The sequence below is a fragment of the Duganella sp. FT27W genome (assembly GCF_009295655.1).
Lineage (GTDB): Bacteria > Pseudomonadota > Gammaproteobacteria > Burkholderiales > Burkholderiaceae_D > Rugamonas > Rugamonas zoogloeoides.
The window spans coordinates 732,915-748,213 of record NZ_WHIV01000005.1; the positions used below are offsets into that span (position 1 = coordinate 732,915).

The window sequence follows — 15,299 nt, forward strand, 5'->3', positions numbered from 1 at the left end:
TTGCCCGAATTCTGAGCAACCTGCACATACCACTCCCTATGAAAACTTCCCCACGTCGTCCCCTCAATCGAAACGGCAGGCTGGCAGCATGACCGAGCCTGTTGAAATCCTCTCTATCAGCCAGTTTCCGGTGGTGAGCACCACTGCCGATGCGCTGGCTGCGCGGCTGTTGCGCGTGGTCGAGCAACGCGGTCAGACCTTGCTGATTTTTGCCAATACCAATCTGGTGGTCAAGTGCCGGTTCCTGCTCGACCATGTCAAGGATCCGGGGGTGTTGCTCGTCAACGATGGAATTGGGCTCGATATTGCTGCCAAGCTGCTGCATGGCAAACGCTTTGCTGCCAACCTGAACGGCACCGATTTCACGCCGCTGCTGTTTTCGCGCAGCCCGCGTCCACTCAAGGTGTTCATGGTGGGCGGCCGGCCGGAGATCCTGGCGCGGGCTGTCAACCATGTCGAGCAGCGGCTGGGGCAGCAGGTGGTGGGTAGTTGCGATGGCTACGATGGCTTGCGCACGGCGCACGATATCGACCAGCGCATCAATGCCAGCGGCGCCGAGGTGGTGCTGGTGGCGATGGGCAATCCGATCCAGGAGCGCTGGATGCTCGAGCACCGCGCTGCCGTCAACGCCAATATTTTGATGGGCGTGGGCGCGTTGTTCGATTTCTGGGCCGGCGACAAGCCGCGCGCGCCAAAACTGGTGCAGCGCCTGCGGCTCGAATGGTTGTTCCGCCTGAGCCTGGAACCGCGCCGCCTGCTGCGCCGCTATACCTCGGACATCATGGTCTTTTTATATATGTGTTTCAAGTACCGATAAGGCGGTCGATCGTACGATAATTGGCCCGGGGCCGCCGCTATCGGTACAATAGGCGCTTCAATCATCTCCCGGCGCGGCGCCTTGCGCGACGCCGGCGTTTTGCCTTTCTGGCATCTTCACGCTTCTACACCGCATACATCACTATGGCAGTTATTTCCCTTTCCTCGGCTCAACTGGCTTTCGGCCACGTCGCGCTGCTCGACCACGCAGAGTTTTCACTGGAAGCCGGCGAACGCGTCGGCCTGATCGGCCGCAACGGCACCGGCAAGTCCTCTTTGCTCAAAATTATTTCGGGCCGCTTCAAGCTGGACGACGGCTTGCTGGTCATGCAACAGAACCTGCAAATCGCCTACGTCGAGCAGGAGCCGGTCTTTGATCCGGAAATGACCGTGCACGACGCCGTGGCGTCCGGCATGGGTGAGCTGCCGGGCTTGCTCAAGGAATACGATGCGCTGACCGGCCAGTTCGGCCAAGGCAATGACGATGCCGTCATGGAGCGCATGCACGACATCCAGGTCAAGCTCGACGCGGCCGATGCCTGGAGCCTGTCGAACAAGGTGGAAACCGTACTCGACAAACTGAACCTGACCGGCGACATGCTGATGAAGACGCTCTCGGGCGGGATGCAGAAGCGCGTGGCGCTGGCGCGCGCGCTGGTGTCGGCGCCCGACGTGCTGCTGCTCGACGAGCCGACCAACCACCTGGACTTCAGCTCGATCATGTGGCTCGAAGGCCTGCTGCGCGATTTCCGTGGCAGCGTGTTGTTTATTACCCACGACCGTTCCTTCCTGGATAATGTCGCCACCCGCATTATCGAACTCGACCGTGGTCGCCTGCTGTCGTACCCGGGCAATTTCACCACGTACCAGACCCGCAAGGCTGAGCAGCTGGAAAACGAAGAGGTGGAAAACGCCAAGTTCGACAAATTCCTGGCGCAGGAAGAAGTCTGGATTCGCAAGGGCGTCAAGGCACGCCGCGTGCGCGACGAAGGCCGCGTGCGCCGTCTCGAAGCACTGCGCCTGCAACGCAGCGCCCGCCGCGAGCAGCAGGGCCAGGTCAAGCTGGAAGTGGGTTCGAGCGAGCGTTCGGGCAAGATCGTGGCCGACCTGGAAAATGTCAGCAAGCGTTTCGGCGACCGCGTGATCGTCGAGAACTTTACCGGCACCATCCTGCGTGGCGACAAGGTCGGCCTGATCGGCGCCAACGGCGCCGGCAAGACCACCTTGCTCAAGATGATCCTGGGCGAGCTGGCGCCGGACAGCGGTTCCGCCAAGCTGGGCACCAAGCTGCAAGTGGCGTACTTCGACCAGATGCGCACCCAGCTCAACGAAGAAGCGAGCCTGATCGAAACCATTTCGCCCGGTAGCGACTGGGTGGAAGTGAACGGTCAGCGCAAGCACTCGATGAGCTACCTGAACGATTTCCTGTTCTCGCCCGAGCGTGCGCGTTCGCCGGTCAAGACGCTGTCCGGTGGCGAGCGCAACCGCTTGCTGCTGGCGCGCCTGTTCGCCAAGCCGGCCAACTGCCTGGTGCTCGATGAGCCGACCAACGATCTCGACATCGATACCCTGGAATTGCTGGAAGAGTTGTTGGAAGAATATACCGGCACCGTGTTCCTGGTCAGCCACGATCGTACTTTCCTCGACAACGTGGTCACGCAAGTGATCGTCGCCGAAGGCGAGGGCTACTGGCGCGAATTCGTCGGCGGCTACACCGACTGGGAACGCGTGCGCGACACCACCGCCAGCAAGCCTGCGGCTCGTCCCGCAGCGGCCAAGGCCGAAGCACCGGCCGCTGCCGCCGCTCCGGCTGTCAAGACCAAAAAGCTCAGCTTCAAGGAACAACGCGAGCTCGACGAGCTGCCCAAGCTGATCGCCGCCCTGGAAGATGAGCAGACCGCGCTGAATCTGCAGCTGAGCGATGCCGATTTTTATAAGAAGAACGCCAGTGAAGCCAAACGCGTGAATACGCGCGTGGCCGAGATCGAGGAAGAGCTGTTGGCGGCGCTGGAAAAATGGGAGCAAATCGAGGCTCGACAGCGCAGCTAACCCAGTTCTTCTCGAGACAGTGGCTTGCGAAAAAAAATGCTGCGATGCGATATAGACAGCAATGATTGCATGCAATATAATTTTTTCGGTATTCTGTGTTGTCAGTGTGGCACTGATTCCGACCTTGGAGTCAGTTCATGCTGCAAGCACGCAACAAATTCCTCCCGTGTGGCCGTTTTGCCATGGTTGGTGCTAGCATCTGGCAACAGCTATTGAATATCAATTATATTAATTGATGCAGTGCAACATATTAGTGGCGCGCCGCCTGTCCCTTTTCGAATAAGAGCAAAAAAATGTTGAGTTATCTGCAACCTTCCAACTTCTGCGTTACCCTGCGCAAGGTGGCCACGTGGTGATGCGCCGCGCCCCCCGCGCCGGTAAGCTGCTCGCACTGCCGTTCATCATTGGCGGCTTGTACGCTCCTTTCGCCCAGGCCCAGATCAGCGATACCTTGACCCCATTCGCCTCGGCCGTCGTGTCGTATGACGATAACCTGCTGCGCCGCGACACAGCTGTTATCGGAAACGAGAATGCGTCTGATACTTTCCGCTCAGCTGTGGTTGGTGTTGGGATCGATCGCCTGATCGGCCGCCAGTACCTGACCGGTAATCTGCGCACTTCCAAGGTTACGTTCAATCGCTTCAGCGAGCTGGACTATACCGGCAAGGATGGTGCGCTCGACCTCGACTGGAAACTGGCGCGCACCCTGAGTGGTCACGTGGGCGCCAAGTACAGCGAATCGCTGGCATCGTTTGCCGACTTCCAGGTTACCGCCCGCAACTTGCGGGTGCAAAAAAAGCAGTACGGTAATATCGCCTGGCGGCTGCACCCTTCCTGGCAATTGCGCGCAGGTTATATTTCCGAAGACTTCGATTTCGACCTGCCTTCGCAGCAGTACAACAACCGCACCGAAGATACTGTCGAGACCGGATTTGATTACCTGGACAGCAGCAGCAGCACGTTTGGCATGCTGGCACGCCAGGTCAAGGGGAAATATCCTACCCAGGCGTTGAGTAACGGTCTGCTCGTCGACAACGGTTTCAAGCAGGATGAAGTCAAGCTCAACGTGTCGTGGAATGTTTCCGGCATTTCGCAGCTGATCTTCGTCGGTGGATGGGTGCAGCGCGAGGTCAATTCCTCGGCCGTGCGCAAAAAGTCGGGCACCAACGGCCGCCTGATTGCTAACTGGAACAAGTTTTCGGCCGTACAGCTGACCGGCATGGTCTGGCGTGAATTCGGCGCGGCCGAGGGCGTGGTGGTCAATACCGCACTGTCCACTGGCCAGAGCGTCAACGCCAAGTGGGCCGCCACCTCGAAAATCGAGGTCAATGCGGGTTACCGCAACGAAAAACGCGAGTTCAGGCCCTTGCCGGGCTTGATCAACATCACCGGACTGAGCGACACAACCAAGGTTGCCAACCTCAGCGTCAGCTACAAACCCCTGCGCAACCTGAGCCTGGAGTTGTCCGCCTTCCATACCAAGCGCGACGGCAGCACGGCTGCCAGGACTAGCAGTTTCCGCGCCAAAGGTGCAGCCCTCAACGCCACCGTGAGCTTCTAAGCCTCATGAACGTCAACGAAATTCCTCTCGTCTCTTTTTTCGAGCGTGTCGTCGATCCGCTCGTCATCATGGGTATGTTGTACCTGTGCACGCTGGTTCTTGGCGCCGGGTTCAACGGCTACTACCTGGTTTTGATGGTGCTGGCATTTTTCGTCTCATCATCGCTATATAAATACGTCGACCCTTACCGCACCTGGCGCACCGGCCAGTTACGCAAGGTCGCGCGCGATATCGTGCTCGGGTGGTTGTTGTCCATGACGGTGCTGGCGCTGATCGGCGTCAGCAGCGGCATGCTCGTGCATTACGACCGCAATGTCCTGCTGGCCTGGTGCATCGGTACCCCGCTGGTGTTGATCCTGGGGCACCTGGCCGTGCTCAAGCTGGGTGCGGCCCCGGTCGAGGGGCAAAAGACGTCAGTGGTGATTATCGGTGCCAATGACGTCAGTGTACGGTTTGCCGCAACCATCAACCGCCACGAGAGTCAGGTGATGGCCGTGCATGGCTATTTCGACGACCGCGCCGACGAGCGGCGTCCGAGCAACATGACGTATCCGATGCTGGGCCGCATGAGCGACATTCCCGCCTATGTACGGCAGCACAATATCAAGATGATCGTCATCAGCCAGCCAATCTCGGCCCAGCCACGCATCATGAATTTGCTCGAAGAACTCGAGGACACTACAGCGTCGGTCTATTTCCTGCCTGATATCTATATTTTTGACCTGATGCAGGCGCGCTTTGCCAGCCTGGGTGGCATGCCGGTGATCGGCATTCGCGAATCGCCCTTTACCGGCTTTAACAGCATGATCAAGCGTATCAGCGACATCGTGCTGGCGCTGATCATCCAGATCATGCTCACGCCGATCATGCTGACCATTGCGCTGGCCGTAAAGCTTACGTCGCCGGGGCCTGTGATCTTCCGCCAGCGCCGGTACGGGCTGTATGGCGAGGAGATTCTGGTGTACAAATTCCGCTCGATGACGGTGGCCGAGGACGGTGCCAAGGTGGTGCAGGCCACCAAGGGCGACCAGCGCCTGACGAAAATTGGTGGTTTCCTGCGCCGCACATCGCTTGACGAATTGCCTCAGTTTATCAACGTACTGCAAGGCCGGATGAGCATTGTGGGACCACGGCCGCACGCGGTGGCGCACAACGAGCAGTATCGTAAGCTGATCAAGGGTTACATGCTGCGCCATAAAGCCAAGCCGGGCATTACCGGTTGGGCTCAGGTAAATGGTTTGCGTGGCGAAACTGACACGCTCGACAAGATGCAGGCTCGCATTCAATACGATCTCGACTACCTGCGTAACTGGTCGGTGTGGCTCGATATGTGGATCATCGTCCGTACAGTCCTGGTGGTGTTAAAGCGCGAGAACGCTCATTGAGTGTTCACTGTCACCAGGCTCAGGCAGGACGATAACATTCTTACAAATAAAAATGCTGCATTGCAGAGAGTTGTGTGATAATCCCATTCGAGCATTGCTTTTTGTGCACGGCAATTGGGTAAATAGCAATTAATTGCGTAGACCGAACGCTGCGCGCGGAACCAACGAGAATACTGAGGAAACTATCTTGAATCATAATAAATTTGGCGGTACCCACATGCAGCGCACGCTCGGTTCGGCGGCGTTGGCGGTAACCATGGCCGTTACGCTGGTCGCTTGTGGCAAGAGCGAGAGCAAGTCCGGTCAGGCACTGGTCAAGGTGGGTAAAGAGGAAGTCACGGCGCTGCAATTGAACGAAGAGCTGCAACGGGTCAATGTGCCGGCTGCACAACAGCCGCAGGCACGCAAGCAGGTGCTGGAATCGCTGGTGGACCGCCAGATCGTCCTCAACCAGGCAATGGAAGAAAAGGTCGATCGTGATCCGAAAGTCGTGCAGGCCATCGAACGCGCCAAGGCACTGATCATTGCCCAGGCCTACATGCAGAAAAAAACCGGTACGCCAGCAAAGCCTACCCGTGACGAGATCCAGCAATATTTCGACAAGAATCCTGCCTTGTTCGCGCAGCGCAAGACCATGGAGCTGCGCCAGCTGAACCTGGCTACAAGCGACTTGTCCGATGACCTGAAGAAGGAAATCGACAGCGCCAAGTCGATCGATGAGGTAGCTGCATTTATGGACCGCAATAACATCAAGTTTGCACGCCAGCAGATCAGCCGCAGCACGGCGGACCTGGCGCCAGCGTTGGCCGAAAAGATTGTCAACCTGCCCAAGGGCCAATTGTTCATCGTCCGCGAGGGTGATCGCAGCACCCTGATGACAGTTGCCGAGATCAAGGATACGCCGGTCACGTTGCAAACCTCTGAAGCGCAGATCGGCCAGTTCCTGACCAATACGCGCGTCAAGGATGCGGCCACTGCAGAATTGGCGCGCCTGCGCGCAGCCACCAAGATCGAGTACCAGAACAAGGCTGACGAACCGGGCACGACGCCAGCTGCTCCTGCTGCTGGTGCTGCAACACCGGCACCGGCAGCAGCGGCGACCGACAAGGAAGCCGACGCCCATGCGCGCGGCGTGGCGGGACTGAAATAACGGTCCCGGTAACGGTCCCTGATAAACTAACTTACGACTGAGCACATGATGAAGAAAATCGCAATCTGGATGATGGCGCCCCTGTTGGCGCTGGTACTTGGCACTGCTACCGCTGCCCCGCAAAACGACTTGGCACTTGGCAGCGGCGACGTGGTCAGGATTTCTGTCTACAACAACCCCGACCTGAGCCTGGAAACCCGTGTCAGCGCCAATGGCGCCATCACGTTCCCGCTGATCGGCCAGGTCAGCGTAGCTGGCCTTTCGTCGGCGGCTGCCGAGAAAAAAATCGCTGCGGCGCTGGTGTCCGGCAATTTCGTCAAAAACCCGCAAGTTAACGTGCTGGTAACCTCGCTGCAGAGCCAGCAGGTTTCGGTGCTGGGCCAGGTTCTGCGCCCGGGCCGCTTCCCGCTTGACGGCAGCCGCAACCTGCTCGACGTGCTGGCCCTGGCCGGTGGTGTCGCTGCCGAAGGCGGCGACCAGGTCACGATCCTGCGCACTGCAGATGGAAAGACCACCAAGCAAGTGGTCGATCTGACCGACGTGATCCGTAGCGGCGACCAGCCGGCCAACCTGGACTTGAACGGCAATGACGTCGTCTATATCGAGCGCGCACCGCGCTTCTACATTTACGGTGAAGTGCAGCGTCCCGGCATTTTCCGCATCGAGCGTTCGATGACGGTGCTGCAGGCACTGGCAGCCGGTGGGGGGCTGACTCCGCGTGGCACCGAACGCGGCCTGCGCATCAAGCGTCGTGACGCAACCGGCAAGATCGAAATCATCGAAGCGAAATACGACGACCTGGTGCGTGCCGACGACGTGCTGTACGTGCGTGAGAGCCTGTTCTAAGGCCGACATTGCCTGACCTACACTGAGAAAGAACACCATGAATTTCACACATTTGTTTCTCGCCCTCCGCGCGCGCTACAAGATTGTCATCCTGATCCTGGCAGTGACGGTGGCCGCAGCCGTGGCCATCAGCGCCTTGATGCCGAAGGTTTACCAGGCCAGCACCTCCCTCGTGCTCAACACCAAGGGTGTCGATCCTGTTACCGGCGTGACACTGCCGGTGCAACTGATGACTGGCTATGTCGCTACCCAGGCCGACATTATCCGCAGCAAGAGCGTTGCGCTCAAGGCGGTAGAGTTCCTGCGTCTGGCGGAAAGCCCTGCGGTGCAGCAGCAGTTCCGCGATGCACAGGACGGCGAGAGCACTGTCACCATCAAGGAATGGCTGGCTGGTTTGTTGCTGGCCAAGGTGGACGTCGATCCATCGCGTGACAGCAGCGTACTGACCATTAACTTCCGCGGTAACGATCCGCAGTTTGTCGCCGCTGTCGCCAATGCGTTTGCCCAGGGCTACCTGGACTTCACGGTCCAGCTCAAGACCGATCCGGCACTGCAGGCCTCTGGCTTCATGAACACCCAGATCAAGGTGCTGCGCGAGCAGTACGAACTGGCGCAGAGCCGCCTGTCGAAGTATCAGAAAGAAAACAACATCTACAGTGCCGACAACCGCGTCGATGTCGAGACCGCCCGCCTGAACGAGCTGTCGAGCCAACTGGTGCAAGTGCAGGGTCTGCTGATGGAAGCGCAATCGCGCTCGCGCCAGGCCAGCGGCAATGCCGGCGTCTCGCCTGATGTGCTGAATAACAGCCTGATCCAGAACCTGAAGTCGCAGCTGGCAACGGCCGAAGCGCGGTTTGCCGATACCTCGCAGCGTCTGGCGTCGAACCACCCGCAGTACATCGCCTCGAAGTCTGAAGTGGACAAGCTGCGTTCGAACCTGGAAGAACAGATGCGCATTGCCTCGAGCGGCGTTGCCAGCAACAGCAATATCTACCAGCAGCGTGAAAATGAACTGCGTTCGGCACTGTCGGCGCAGAAGGCGCGCGTGTTGGAACTGAACGGTGCGCGTGACGAATTCGTCGTGCTCAGCAATGAAGTGGACAATGCCCGCCGCTCGTATGAAAGTGCGATGCAACGTGTCAACCAGACCAACCTTGAAGGCCAGGCGCGTCAATCCGATATCGCCGTATTGTCGACCGCCGAAGTACCAACCAAGCCGAAATCGCCGCGCTTGCTGATCAACCTGCTGCTGGCCGTCGTCGTCGGCTTGATCCTCGGTGGCGGCGTGGTGCTGGTGCTCGAGTTGCTCGACCAGCGCGTGCGCTCGGCCGCGCACATGGCAGACGCCTTCGGTCTGCCCGTGCTGGGCACGATTGCCAAGCCGCGTATCGGCAAGCGCAGCAAGAACAGCCCGCCGCCGGCAGCACTGTTGCCGCAACCGCAGCAGTGATCGCCGACACCAGTTTATTACGGAGTAACTCCATGAACCAGAATCCACCCATCCAACCGTATATCGTCACCGATATGCGCGAAAAATCGCCAGCTTCGTCCGTGCCCGACCGTTCAATCGGCGCTATCCTGATCAAGATGGGCCGTCTGTCGGTAGCCGATGCGGAGCGCGTAATGCGCCACCAGGTCGAGCGCAATGTGCGCTTCGGCGATGCCGCGCTGGCGCTGGGTGTGCTGACCGAGGCCGACATCGAATTCGCGCTGTCGCGCCAGTACGATTATCCTTACCTGTTGCGTGGCGAAAGCGCCATCAGCGAATCCGTTGTTGCTGCTTACGAGCCTTTCACCGAGCGCGTGGAGTCGCTGCGTGCACTGCGCAACCAGTTGATGTGGCGCTGGTTCGATACCGGCCAGGAACGCAAAGCGCTCGCAATTACCGGTGCCGAGCGTGGCGACGGCCGCAGCTTCCTCGCTGCTAACCTGGCGGTGGTGTTCTCGCAGCAGGGCCAGCGCACGCTGCTGATCGATGCCGATATGCGCCATCCGTCCCAGCACGAGATTTTCAGCCTGGAAAACCGCGTCGGCCTGTCGTCGGTGCTGTCTGGCCGTAACAGTGTCGAAGCAGTGCAGCGCGTTGCCTCGCTGCTCGACTTGTCGGTGCTGACCGCCGGTGCGCCGCCACCGAACCCGTCCGAATTGCTGGGTCGCCCAGCCTTGGGACAGCTGCTGCGCACGCTGGCAGACCAGTACGACGTGATCCTGATCGACACGCCGGCCAGCAGCGATTCCTCTGACGCCCAGATGGTGGCCGGTCGTACCGGCGCTGCCGTCGTGGTGGCACGCCAGGATGTCACCCACGTCGGCAAGGTGCACGACCTGGTTGCGTCCTTGAACGAAGCGCGCGTGCATGTCGTTGGTTCCGTGCTTAATAATTTCTGATCTGATTTGATATGGCCATGGCCCACACGCTGAACCCCACCGCGACGCCTTCGCCTTCGCCTGCTGCGCTTGCTCCCTGGCTCGTGCTGCTGGCCGGCTTGGCGGCGCTGTATGTACCGACGTTGATCGACCTGTTCCACGGGCCATGGAGTTCGGATCGCAATGCGCACGGCCCGATCGTCATGACTGTAGCCTTTGGTTTTCTGTATTTCCGCACGCGGCAACTGATTTCGCAAAAGATGTTTGAGCGCAATCCGAAGCCAGCGCTCGGTTATCCGGTCGTGGCGCTGGGCCTGCTGTGCTACGTGTTGGGCCGTTCGCAGCAAGTGCATGTGCTGGAGGTCGGTTCTCTGATCCTGGTCCTGGCCGGCCTGATGATTGCGCTGTTCGGCGTGCGGACCTGGAGCCGCATGTGGTTCGCGTTCTTCTTCATGATGTTCATGATTCCGCTGCCGGCATCGATCGTCGACGTGGTGACCTTGCCGATGAAGATTGCCGTGTCGGCCGCCACCGAACACCTGCTGTACTGGATGGACTATCCGATTGCGCGCAGCGGTGTGATCCTCACCATCGGTCATTACCAGCTGCTGGTGGCCGACGCTTGCGCGGGTTTGAACTCGTTGTTCACGCTCGAAGCGCTGGGCCTGCTGTACATGAACCTGGTGCGCCATCCTTCGCTGGTGCGCAACGTATTGCTGGCCATGCTGATCATCCCGATCTCGTTTGCCGCCAATACCATCCGCATCATTTTCCTGTCGCTTATCACGTATCATTTCGGCGATGCTGCCGGCCAGGGTTTCCTGCACGGCTTCTCGGGCCTGGTACTGTTCCTGTCGGCGCTGCTGCTGATTATCGGCGTCGATAGCGCACTGAGCTGGATGGTTCGCCGTGGCGGCGCCAGCGACGAAGGCGCCGGCCTGCAGCTGCCAGCGCTGGCGCCAGGTGCCTGGGCGCAACTGGGCCAGATTGCCACCCGTCCGGCAGTCTTGCTGCTGGCTGGCATGCTGCTCGCCGTCGGCGGGGCCTGGGCGCTCACGCCGAAGTTTACGCCGAATCCCCAAACCATCGATCTGGCCGCCAGCGTACCAACCCGCTTCGGCGACTGGCGCGAGCTGCAGGGCGTGGTCACGCAGGCCGAGCTGTCCACCGCCGAAGATGGCGGTCGCAGCCTTGAGCAACCGTATGATGACGTCTTGATGCGTACCTATGTCAACAGTCAGGGCCAGCAGGTAATGCTGGCGCTGGCCTACGCCAAGGAGCAGCGCCAGGACGTCAAGCTGCACCTGCCTGAAATTTGCTATCCGGCGCAGGGCTACAAGGTGCTGTCGCTCTCGCCGGCGCCGCTGACGATGACAGCCGGAGCGCCCGCGCTGCCAGGCAAGCACATGTTGGCTACCGGACAAGGTCGTCTGGAAGCAGTGACCTACTGGACCCGGATCAGTGACGCTTATCCGCAGGGTGGCTTTGCCATGCGCATGCAGATTTTCCGCGACGGCCTGCGCGGCAAGGTCGCGGACGGCATCCTGGTGCGTTCTTCTATGCTCGTCCATGATGATGCGGAAGCGCCGGCTGCCTACGCCGTGCAACAGGAGTTTCTGCGTCAGCTGGTCGCAGCCAGCAGCCCGCGCGGTCATGCACTCGTGGTCGCACGCTGAGGCCAAGTTTTTTCGGATGTACGATGTGAAAGCGGCCCCTTCGGGGCCGCTTGTTATTTGTGCGCTTGAATGCCGGTCAGGCCAGCGTGCCTGCCATGGTGGGTTTGAATTGGCGTCGGCGCAATTGCCGCAGCGCGTGGCGACGCGTGGCCGGCGTGCCTGCCATGACCATCAAATCGCCAAGGCTCAGACGAATCTGCGGGTAGGCGCCCAGCGAATTGAGCAAGCCGGGCAGGGCGCGTCCGCCTTGACCGTGCTTGGCGTAGAACAGCTTCGCAGCCTGGATGATGCGGTCGCCGGACTTGAGCGTAATGCGTTCGAATTCGTGCGAAACGTCCATCAGGTAGCTATTGGCGCCGATGTTATGGGCCGGCCCACCGTGCTGTACCAAGCGCACCCACATTTCCCAATCCTGCCAGGCCGGCATGGCGGCATCGAAACCGCCGGCTGCGCGCATGCGTGCAGGCGTCGTAAACACCTGGTTGCCGATGAGGTTCTCGCCCAGCATGGTCTCAAAATCAGCCACCGGCGCGGCGTTGGCCAGGGTCACCGCGCCGCCTTGATCGACGATGCGGCGGTCGAACAGGCAGGAGAAACGTTCGCCGGCTTGTTCGCGAACGCGCCAGGCGGTAATAAAGCGCTCGAGCCGGTGCGGCAGGAACATGTCATCGTCGTCCAGGCCGGTGATGAACTCGCCCTCGGCAATGTCCAGCGCCTGGTTACGCGCGGCGCAGGCACCGACCGAGGTTTCGTTGTGAATCAATTTGACGTTGGCTTGCTGCTGCAAGCTGCGCACGTAGTCGCAGGTGCCGTCGGTTGAGCCGTCCGATACGATGATCAGTTCGATGGGGCCGTGGGTTTGCCCCAGCACCGACTGCACCGCGCGGCGCAGCAGCGACAGGCGGTTCTTGGTCGGAATATATACGGTCACTAAGGAGGTCATGGTGGGGGCCATTTCAGGGTTTGGAGGGGGAAGCACCCGGTACCAGGCGGCGCCGCGCGGCGCGCAGTGCCCGCCTGCTCACGCGCGCCAGAACGCGCGGGGCGCGCACAGCGAAATAGCGCAGGCCTACCGGTCCGGCCAGCACAGCTGGCAACAGTCGCCGGTTCTCGGCCATCATCGCGGCAATCGCGTCGAACGATTCCGCGTCGTAGAGCGCACGCAGTGCCGGCGCCGACGTGCGCAGCAGCGCATCGGCCTCGTTGAAGGCGCTGATGCGCTCGGTGATGTACTGGGCGTTCTTGGCCGAGTTGGTCAGGGAGCCGGCGCGCAAGGTCTGGGTGTACAGCAAGTCCGGTAACGCCACCACGCAGCGCGCATGCAGCATCGTGCTGAGCGTAAACAAATGGTCTTCGTGGGCGCCACGGCGCGTGAAGCTGGCGCCGGCCGCTTGCAGCAAATCCCGCCGGGCTACAAAAGTCCACACCGCCGCAGTATGCATGTGTTGGCGCAGATTGTATTCGAGCAGTGCGCTGCCGTGGTCGAACACTTGCTGGCGGTCGTACTCGACCTTTCGACCAAGGCGCCGCATGCCGTCCGCTTCGACCACCGCGATCTCGGACGAGAAGAACAGCAGGTCGAGCGCCGGATATTGCGCCAGCGTGCGGCGAAATACTTCGACAAACGTGGGCCGCATAATGTCGTCGCTGTCGCAAAAATACACGAAGCGGCCGCGCGCGAGCGATAGGCCGAGCTCGCGTGCCTTGGCGGCGCCAGCATTCGGGGTAACGGTGAGGGCAATATGGCCGGGGCCGTGGTAGTCGGTCTGGAAGGCGCGGACAGTGTTGGCAGTGCCGTCGCTCGAACCGTCGTCGATCAGCACCAGCTCGCAGTCCGCGGCCATTTGCGCACTCACGCGCTGCAACAGCGGCAGCATGGCTGCGCCCACGTTGTAGCAAGGTACCACGATCGACAGTAGCGGTGCGCTGTCATCAAGCTGATTCATGGACGCGCTCATTTGGCCCGCCGCAACAGCAGGGTTTCCAGCCTGGGGCTGACGTTGCGACTGGCCAGTCCGACGAACTCGCGCACCACGGCAAACGGCGAGAAGTACAGGCCGAGCAGGTAGGCCAGCACGCCGGCGCCGACTACCAGTGCCAGGTTGACGCTTGGGTGGGCGCTCGGCGGATACAGCGTGATCAGGCCGGACACGAGCAGGATCGGCAACGCCTGCGCCAATGGAATCAGCACGGCCTTGATATAGGCCCTGCCCAAACCCTGCAGGCAGGCGCGCACCAGCACGAAGTAGCCAAGCACGGTGTTGCCGATCTGGACGATCAGGAAGCTGCAGACGATGCCGGTGATGCCGTAGCGGGTGCCCAGCAGATAGGCGAGCGCCACGCCAGTGACCAGTTTGACGATGCCCATGCGTACGTTCAGGTACATCTTGGCCTTGACCAGCAGCAGCGAAATCACCGGGACGTCAAGACTGCGGAAGATGCCTACCAGGCAGAGGATCTTGACCAGACTGTCGATGAATTGCCACTCGGCGTTGAAGAACGTCGCCACGATCGACGAGCTAGCCACGAACATGCCCACCAGCAGCGGGAAGTTGACCAGCGAGCCATAGGTGGTCACCAACAGGAAGTTGGTGGCCAGGCGGCTGTCGTCGTTCTGGATCTTGGCAAACGCCGGGAACAATGCCTGCGTCAGCACTGGTTTGAGCCGTTCGATCAACATGATGCTGATGCTGTTGGCAATGTTGTAGCCGCCGATGGCCGACAGGCTCACCAGGCGCGCCATCAGCGCCGGGTAAGTATTAATGCTGACCACGTTGATCATCGAATCGCTGACCAGTTGCAGCGAATAGCGGATATGCGGCTTGGCCGCAGGCCAGCTGAACCGCAGCGAGAACTTGCGTTCACGCAGGCTGTGGATGAAGAAGATGGCAGCATTGACCGCGCCGCTGACAAGGAAGGCCACCGAAGCGGCCCACGCTTTTTGATACAGCAACGCCAGGCCCACGACCACGATAAAATTGGTCAGCAAGGTAACGATGGTGGCGATGGCAATAAAATTGAAGCGCATGTCGCGCGCCAGGATTGCGCGTTGCTGCTGGCCGAAAGGCGCCATCAGGAACAGGAACGACATGATGCGGATCTGGAATTCCAGCTCGGGCGACTTGAAGAAGGTGGCAATCAGCGGGCTGCTGAAATACACGGCCAGGAAGGTTGCCACACCGAGGCCGACGTTGATCGCGTACAGCGATGACAACTCGAGCTCGGTAATGTTCTGGCGCCGGATGATGGCGTTGGAGATGCCGAAATCGATGAAGATGTTGAAGAAGGTGACCACCATCAGCGCAACGCTGATGATGCCGTATTGTGCCGGTGCGAGAATATGCGACAACGCCCACAATTGCACGATGCCGACCACGGTGCCGAGGGCAGTGGCGAGGAAGTTCCACTTCACCGCCTGCATCGTCTTGTTTTTTAATTCCACTGTGCCG

12 protein-coding genes are annotated in these 15,299 nt (G+C 60.2%); 9 read left to right on the forward strand and 3 right to left on the reverse strand.

Annotated elements, in window-relative coordinates:
* Positions 1-88: 88 nt before the first annotated feature.
* The 9 genes from F8197_RS25180 (at position 89) to xrtB (ending at position 11,850) form a co-directional block, all read left to right on the forward strand.
* Positions 89-817, forward strand: a complete 729-nt coding sequence (locus tag F8197_RS25180) for a WecB/TagA/CpsF family glycosyltransferase (protein ID WP_152884439.1) — start codon at positions 89-91, stop codon at positions 815-817.
* A gap of 143 nt (positions 818-960) precedes the next feature.
* Entirely contained in the window at positions 961-2,865 is a 1,905-nt protein-coding gene (locus F8197_RS25185) for an ATP-binding cassette domain-containing protein (RefSeq protein WP_152884440.1), read from the forward strand.
* Positions 2,866-3,220: 355 nt separating this feature from the next.
* Complete coding sequence (gene epsL / locus F8197_RS25190) at positions 3,221-4,426, forward strand: XrtB/PEP-CTERM-associated polysaccharide biosynthesis outer membrane protein EpsL (protein ID WP_152884442.1); 1,206 nt, start codon at positions 3,221-3,223, stop codon at positions 4,424-4,426.
* A 5-nt stretch (positions 4,427-4,431) separates the two neighbouring features.
* Positions 4,432-5,811, forward strand: coding sequence for an undecaprenyl-phosphate glucose phosphotransferase (locus F8197_RS25195; protein WP_152884444.1), 1,380 nt, complete (start codon positions 4,432-4,434; stop codon positions 5,809-5,811).
* A 187-nt stretch (positions 5,812-5,998) separates the two neighbouring features.
* A complete protein-coding gene (locus F8197_RS25200; RefSeq protein WP_152884446.1) occupies positions 5,999-6,961 on the forward strand; it encodes an EpsD family peptidyl-prolyl cis-trans isomerase in 963 nt (320 codons plus the stop codon).
* A gap of 48 nt (positions 6,962-7,009) precedes the next feature.
* Entirely contained in the window at positions 7,010-7,807 is a 798-nt protein-coding gene (epsE, locus tag F8197_RS25205) for a polysaccharide export protein EpsE (RefSeq protein ID WP_152884659.1), read from the forward strand.
* Positions 7,808-7,844: 37 nt separating this feature from the next.
* Positions 7,845-9,257: a chain length determinant protein EpsF gene (gene epsF / locus F8197_RS25210; RefSeq protein ID WP_152884447.1), complete on the forward strand. Its 1,413-nt coding sequence runs from the start codon at positions 7,845-7,847 to the stop codon at positions 9,255-9,257.
* Between the two features lie 32 nt (positions 9,258-9,289).
* Complete coding sequence (gene epsG / locus F8197_RS25215; protein WP_227012401.1) at positions 9,290-10,195, forward strand: chain length determinant protein tyrosine kinase EpsG; 906 nt, start codon at positions 9,290-9,292, stop codon at positions 10,193-10,195.
* A 17-nt stretch (positions 10,196-10,212) separates the two neighbouring features.
* On the forward strand, positions 10,213-11,850 hold the full coding sequence (xrtB, locus tag F8197_RS25220; protein ID WP_193333562.1) for an exosortase B: 1,638 nt from the start codon (positions 10,213-10,215) through the stop codon (positions 11,848-11,850).
* A gap of 76 nt (positions 11,851-11,926) precedes the next feature.
* On the opposite strand, the gene F8197_RS25225 is transcribed toward xrtB, so the two are convergent.
* Genes F8197_RS25225 through F8197_RS25235 form a run of 3 tightly spaced genes read right to left on the reverse strand, consistent with a single transcriptional unit; the run spans position 11,927 to position 15,292 of the window.
* On the reverse strand, positions 11,927-12,793 hold the full coding sequence (locus F8197_RS25225; RefSeq protein ID WP_193333563.1) for a glycosyltransferase: 867 nt from the start codon (positions 12,791-12,793) through the stop codon (positions 11,927-11,929).
* A gap of 13 nt (positions 12,794-12,806) precedes the next feature.
* Positions 12,807-13,796 carry a glycosyltransferase gene (locus tag F8197_RS25230; protein WP_193333564.1) on the reverse strand — a complete coding sequence of 330 codons (990 nt, stop codon included), beginning with the start codon at positions 13,794-13,796 and terminating at the stop codon, positions 12,807-12,809.
* Positions 13,797-13,804: 8 nt separating this feature from the next.
* Positions 13,805-15,292, reverse strand: a complete 1,488-nt coding sequence (locus tag F8197_RS25235) for an MOP flippase family protein (RefSeq protein WP_152884453.1) — start codon at positions 15,290-15,292, stop codon at positions 13,805-13,807.
* Positions 15,293-15,299: the final 7 nt, after the last annotated feature.

Excerpts from the sequence above, each read along its gene's own strand:
- epsF (WP_152884447.1), top strand. The coding sequence starts at position 7,845 with ATGAATTTCACACATTTGTTTCTCGCCCTCCGCGCGCGCTACAAGATT.
- xrtB (WP_193333562.1), top strand. The coding sequence starts at position 10,213 with ATGGCCCACACGCTGAACCCCACCGCGACGCCTTCGCCTTCGCCTGCT.
- F8197_RS25195 (WP_152884444.1), top strand. The coding sequence starts at position 4,432 with ATGAACGTCAACGAAATTCCTCTCGTCTCTTTTTTCGAGCGTGTCGTC.
- F8197_RS25185 (WP_152884440.1), top strand. The coding sequence starts at position 961 with ATGGCAGTTATTTCCCTTTCCTCGGCTCAACTGGCTTTCGGCCACGTC.
- F8197_RS25230 (WP_193333564.1), bottom strand. The coding sequence starts at position 13,796 with ATGAATCAGCTTGATGACAGCGCACCGCTACTGTCGATCGTGGTACCT.
- F8197_RS25225 (WP_193333563.1), bottom strand. The coding sequence starts at position 12,793 with ATGACCTCCTTAGTGACCGTATATATTCCGACCAAGAACCGCCTGTCG.
- epsE (WP_152884659.1), top strand. The coding sequence starts at position 7,010 with ATGAAGAAAATCGCAATCTGGATGATGGCGCCCCTGTTGGCGCTGGTA.
- epsL (WP_152884442.1), top strand. The coding sequence starts at position 3,221 with ATGCGCCGCGCCCCCCGCGCCGGTAAGCTGCTCGCACTGCCGTTCATC.
- F8197_RS25180 (WP_152884439.1), top strand. The coding sequence starts at position 89 with ATGACCGAGCCTGTTGAAATCCTCTCTATCAGCCAGTTTCCGGTGGTG.
- epsG (WP_227012401.1), top strand. The coding sequence starts at position 9,290 with ATGAACCAGAATCCACCCATCCAACCGTATATCGTCACCGATATGCGC.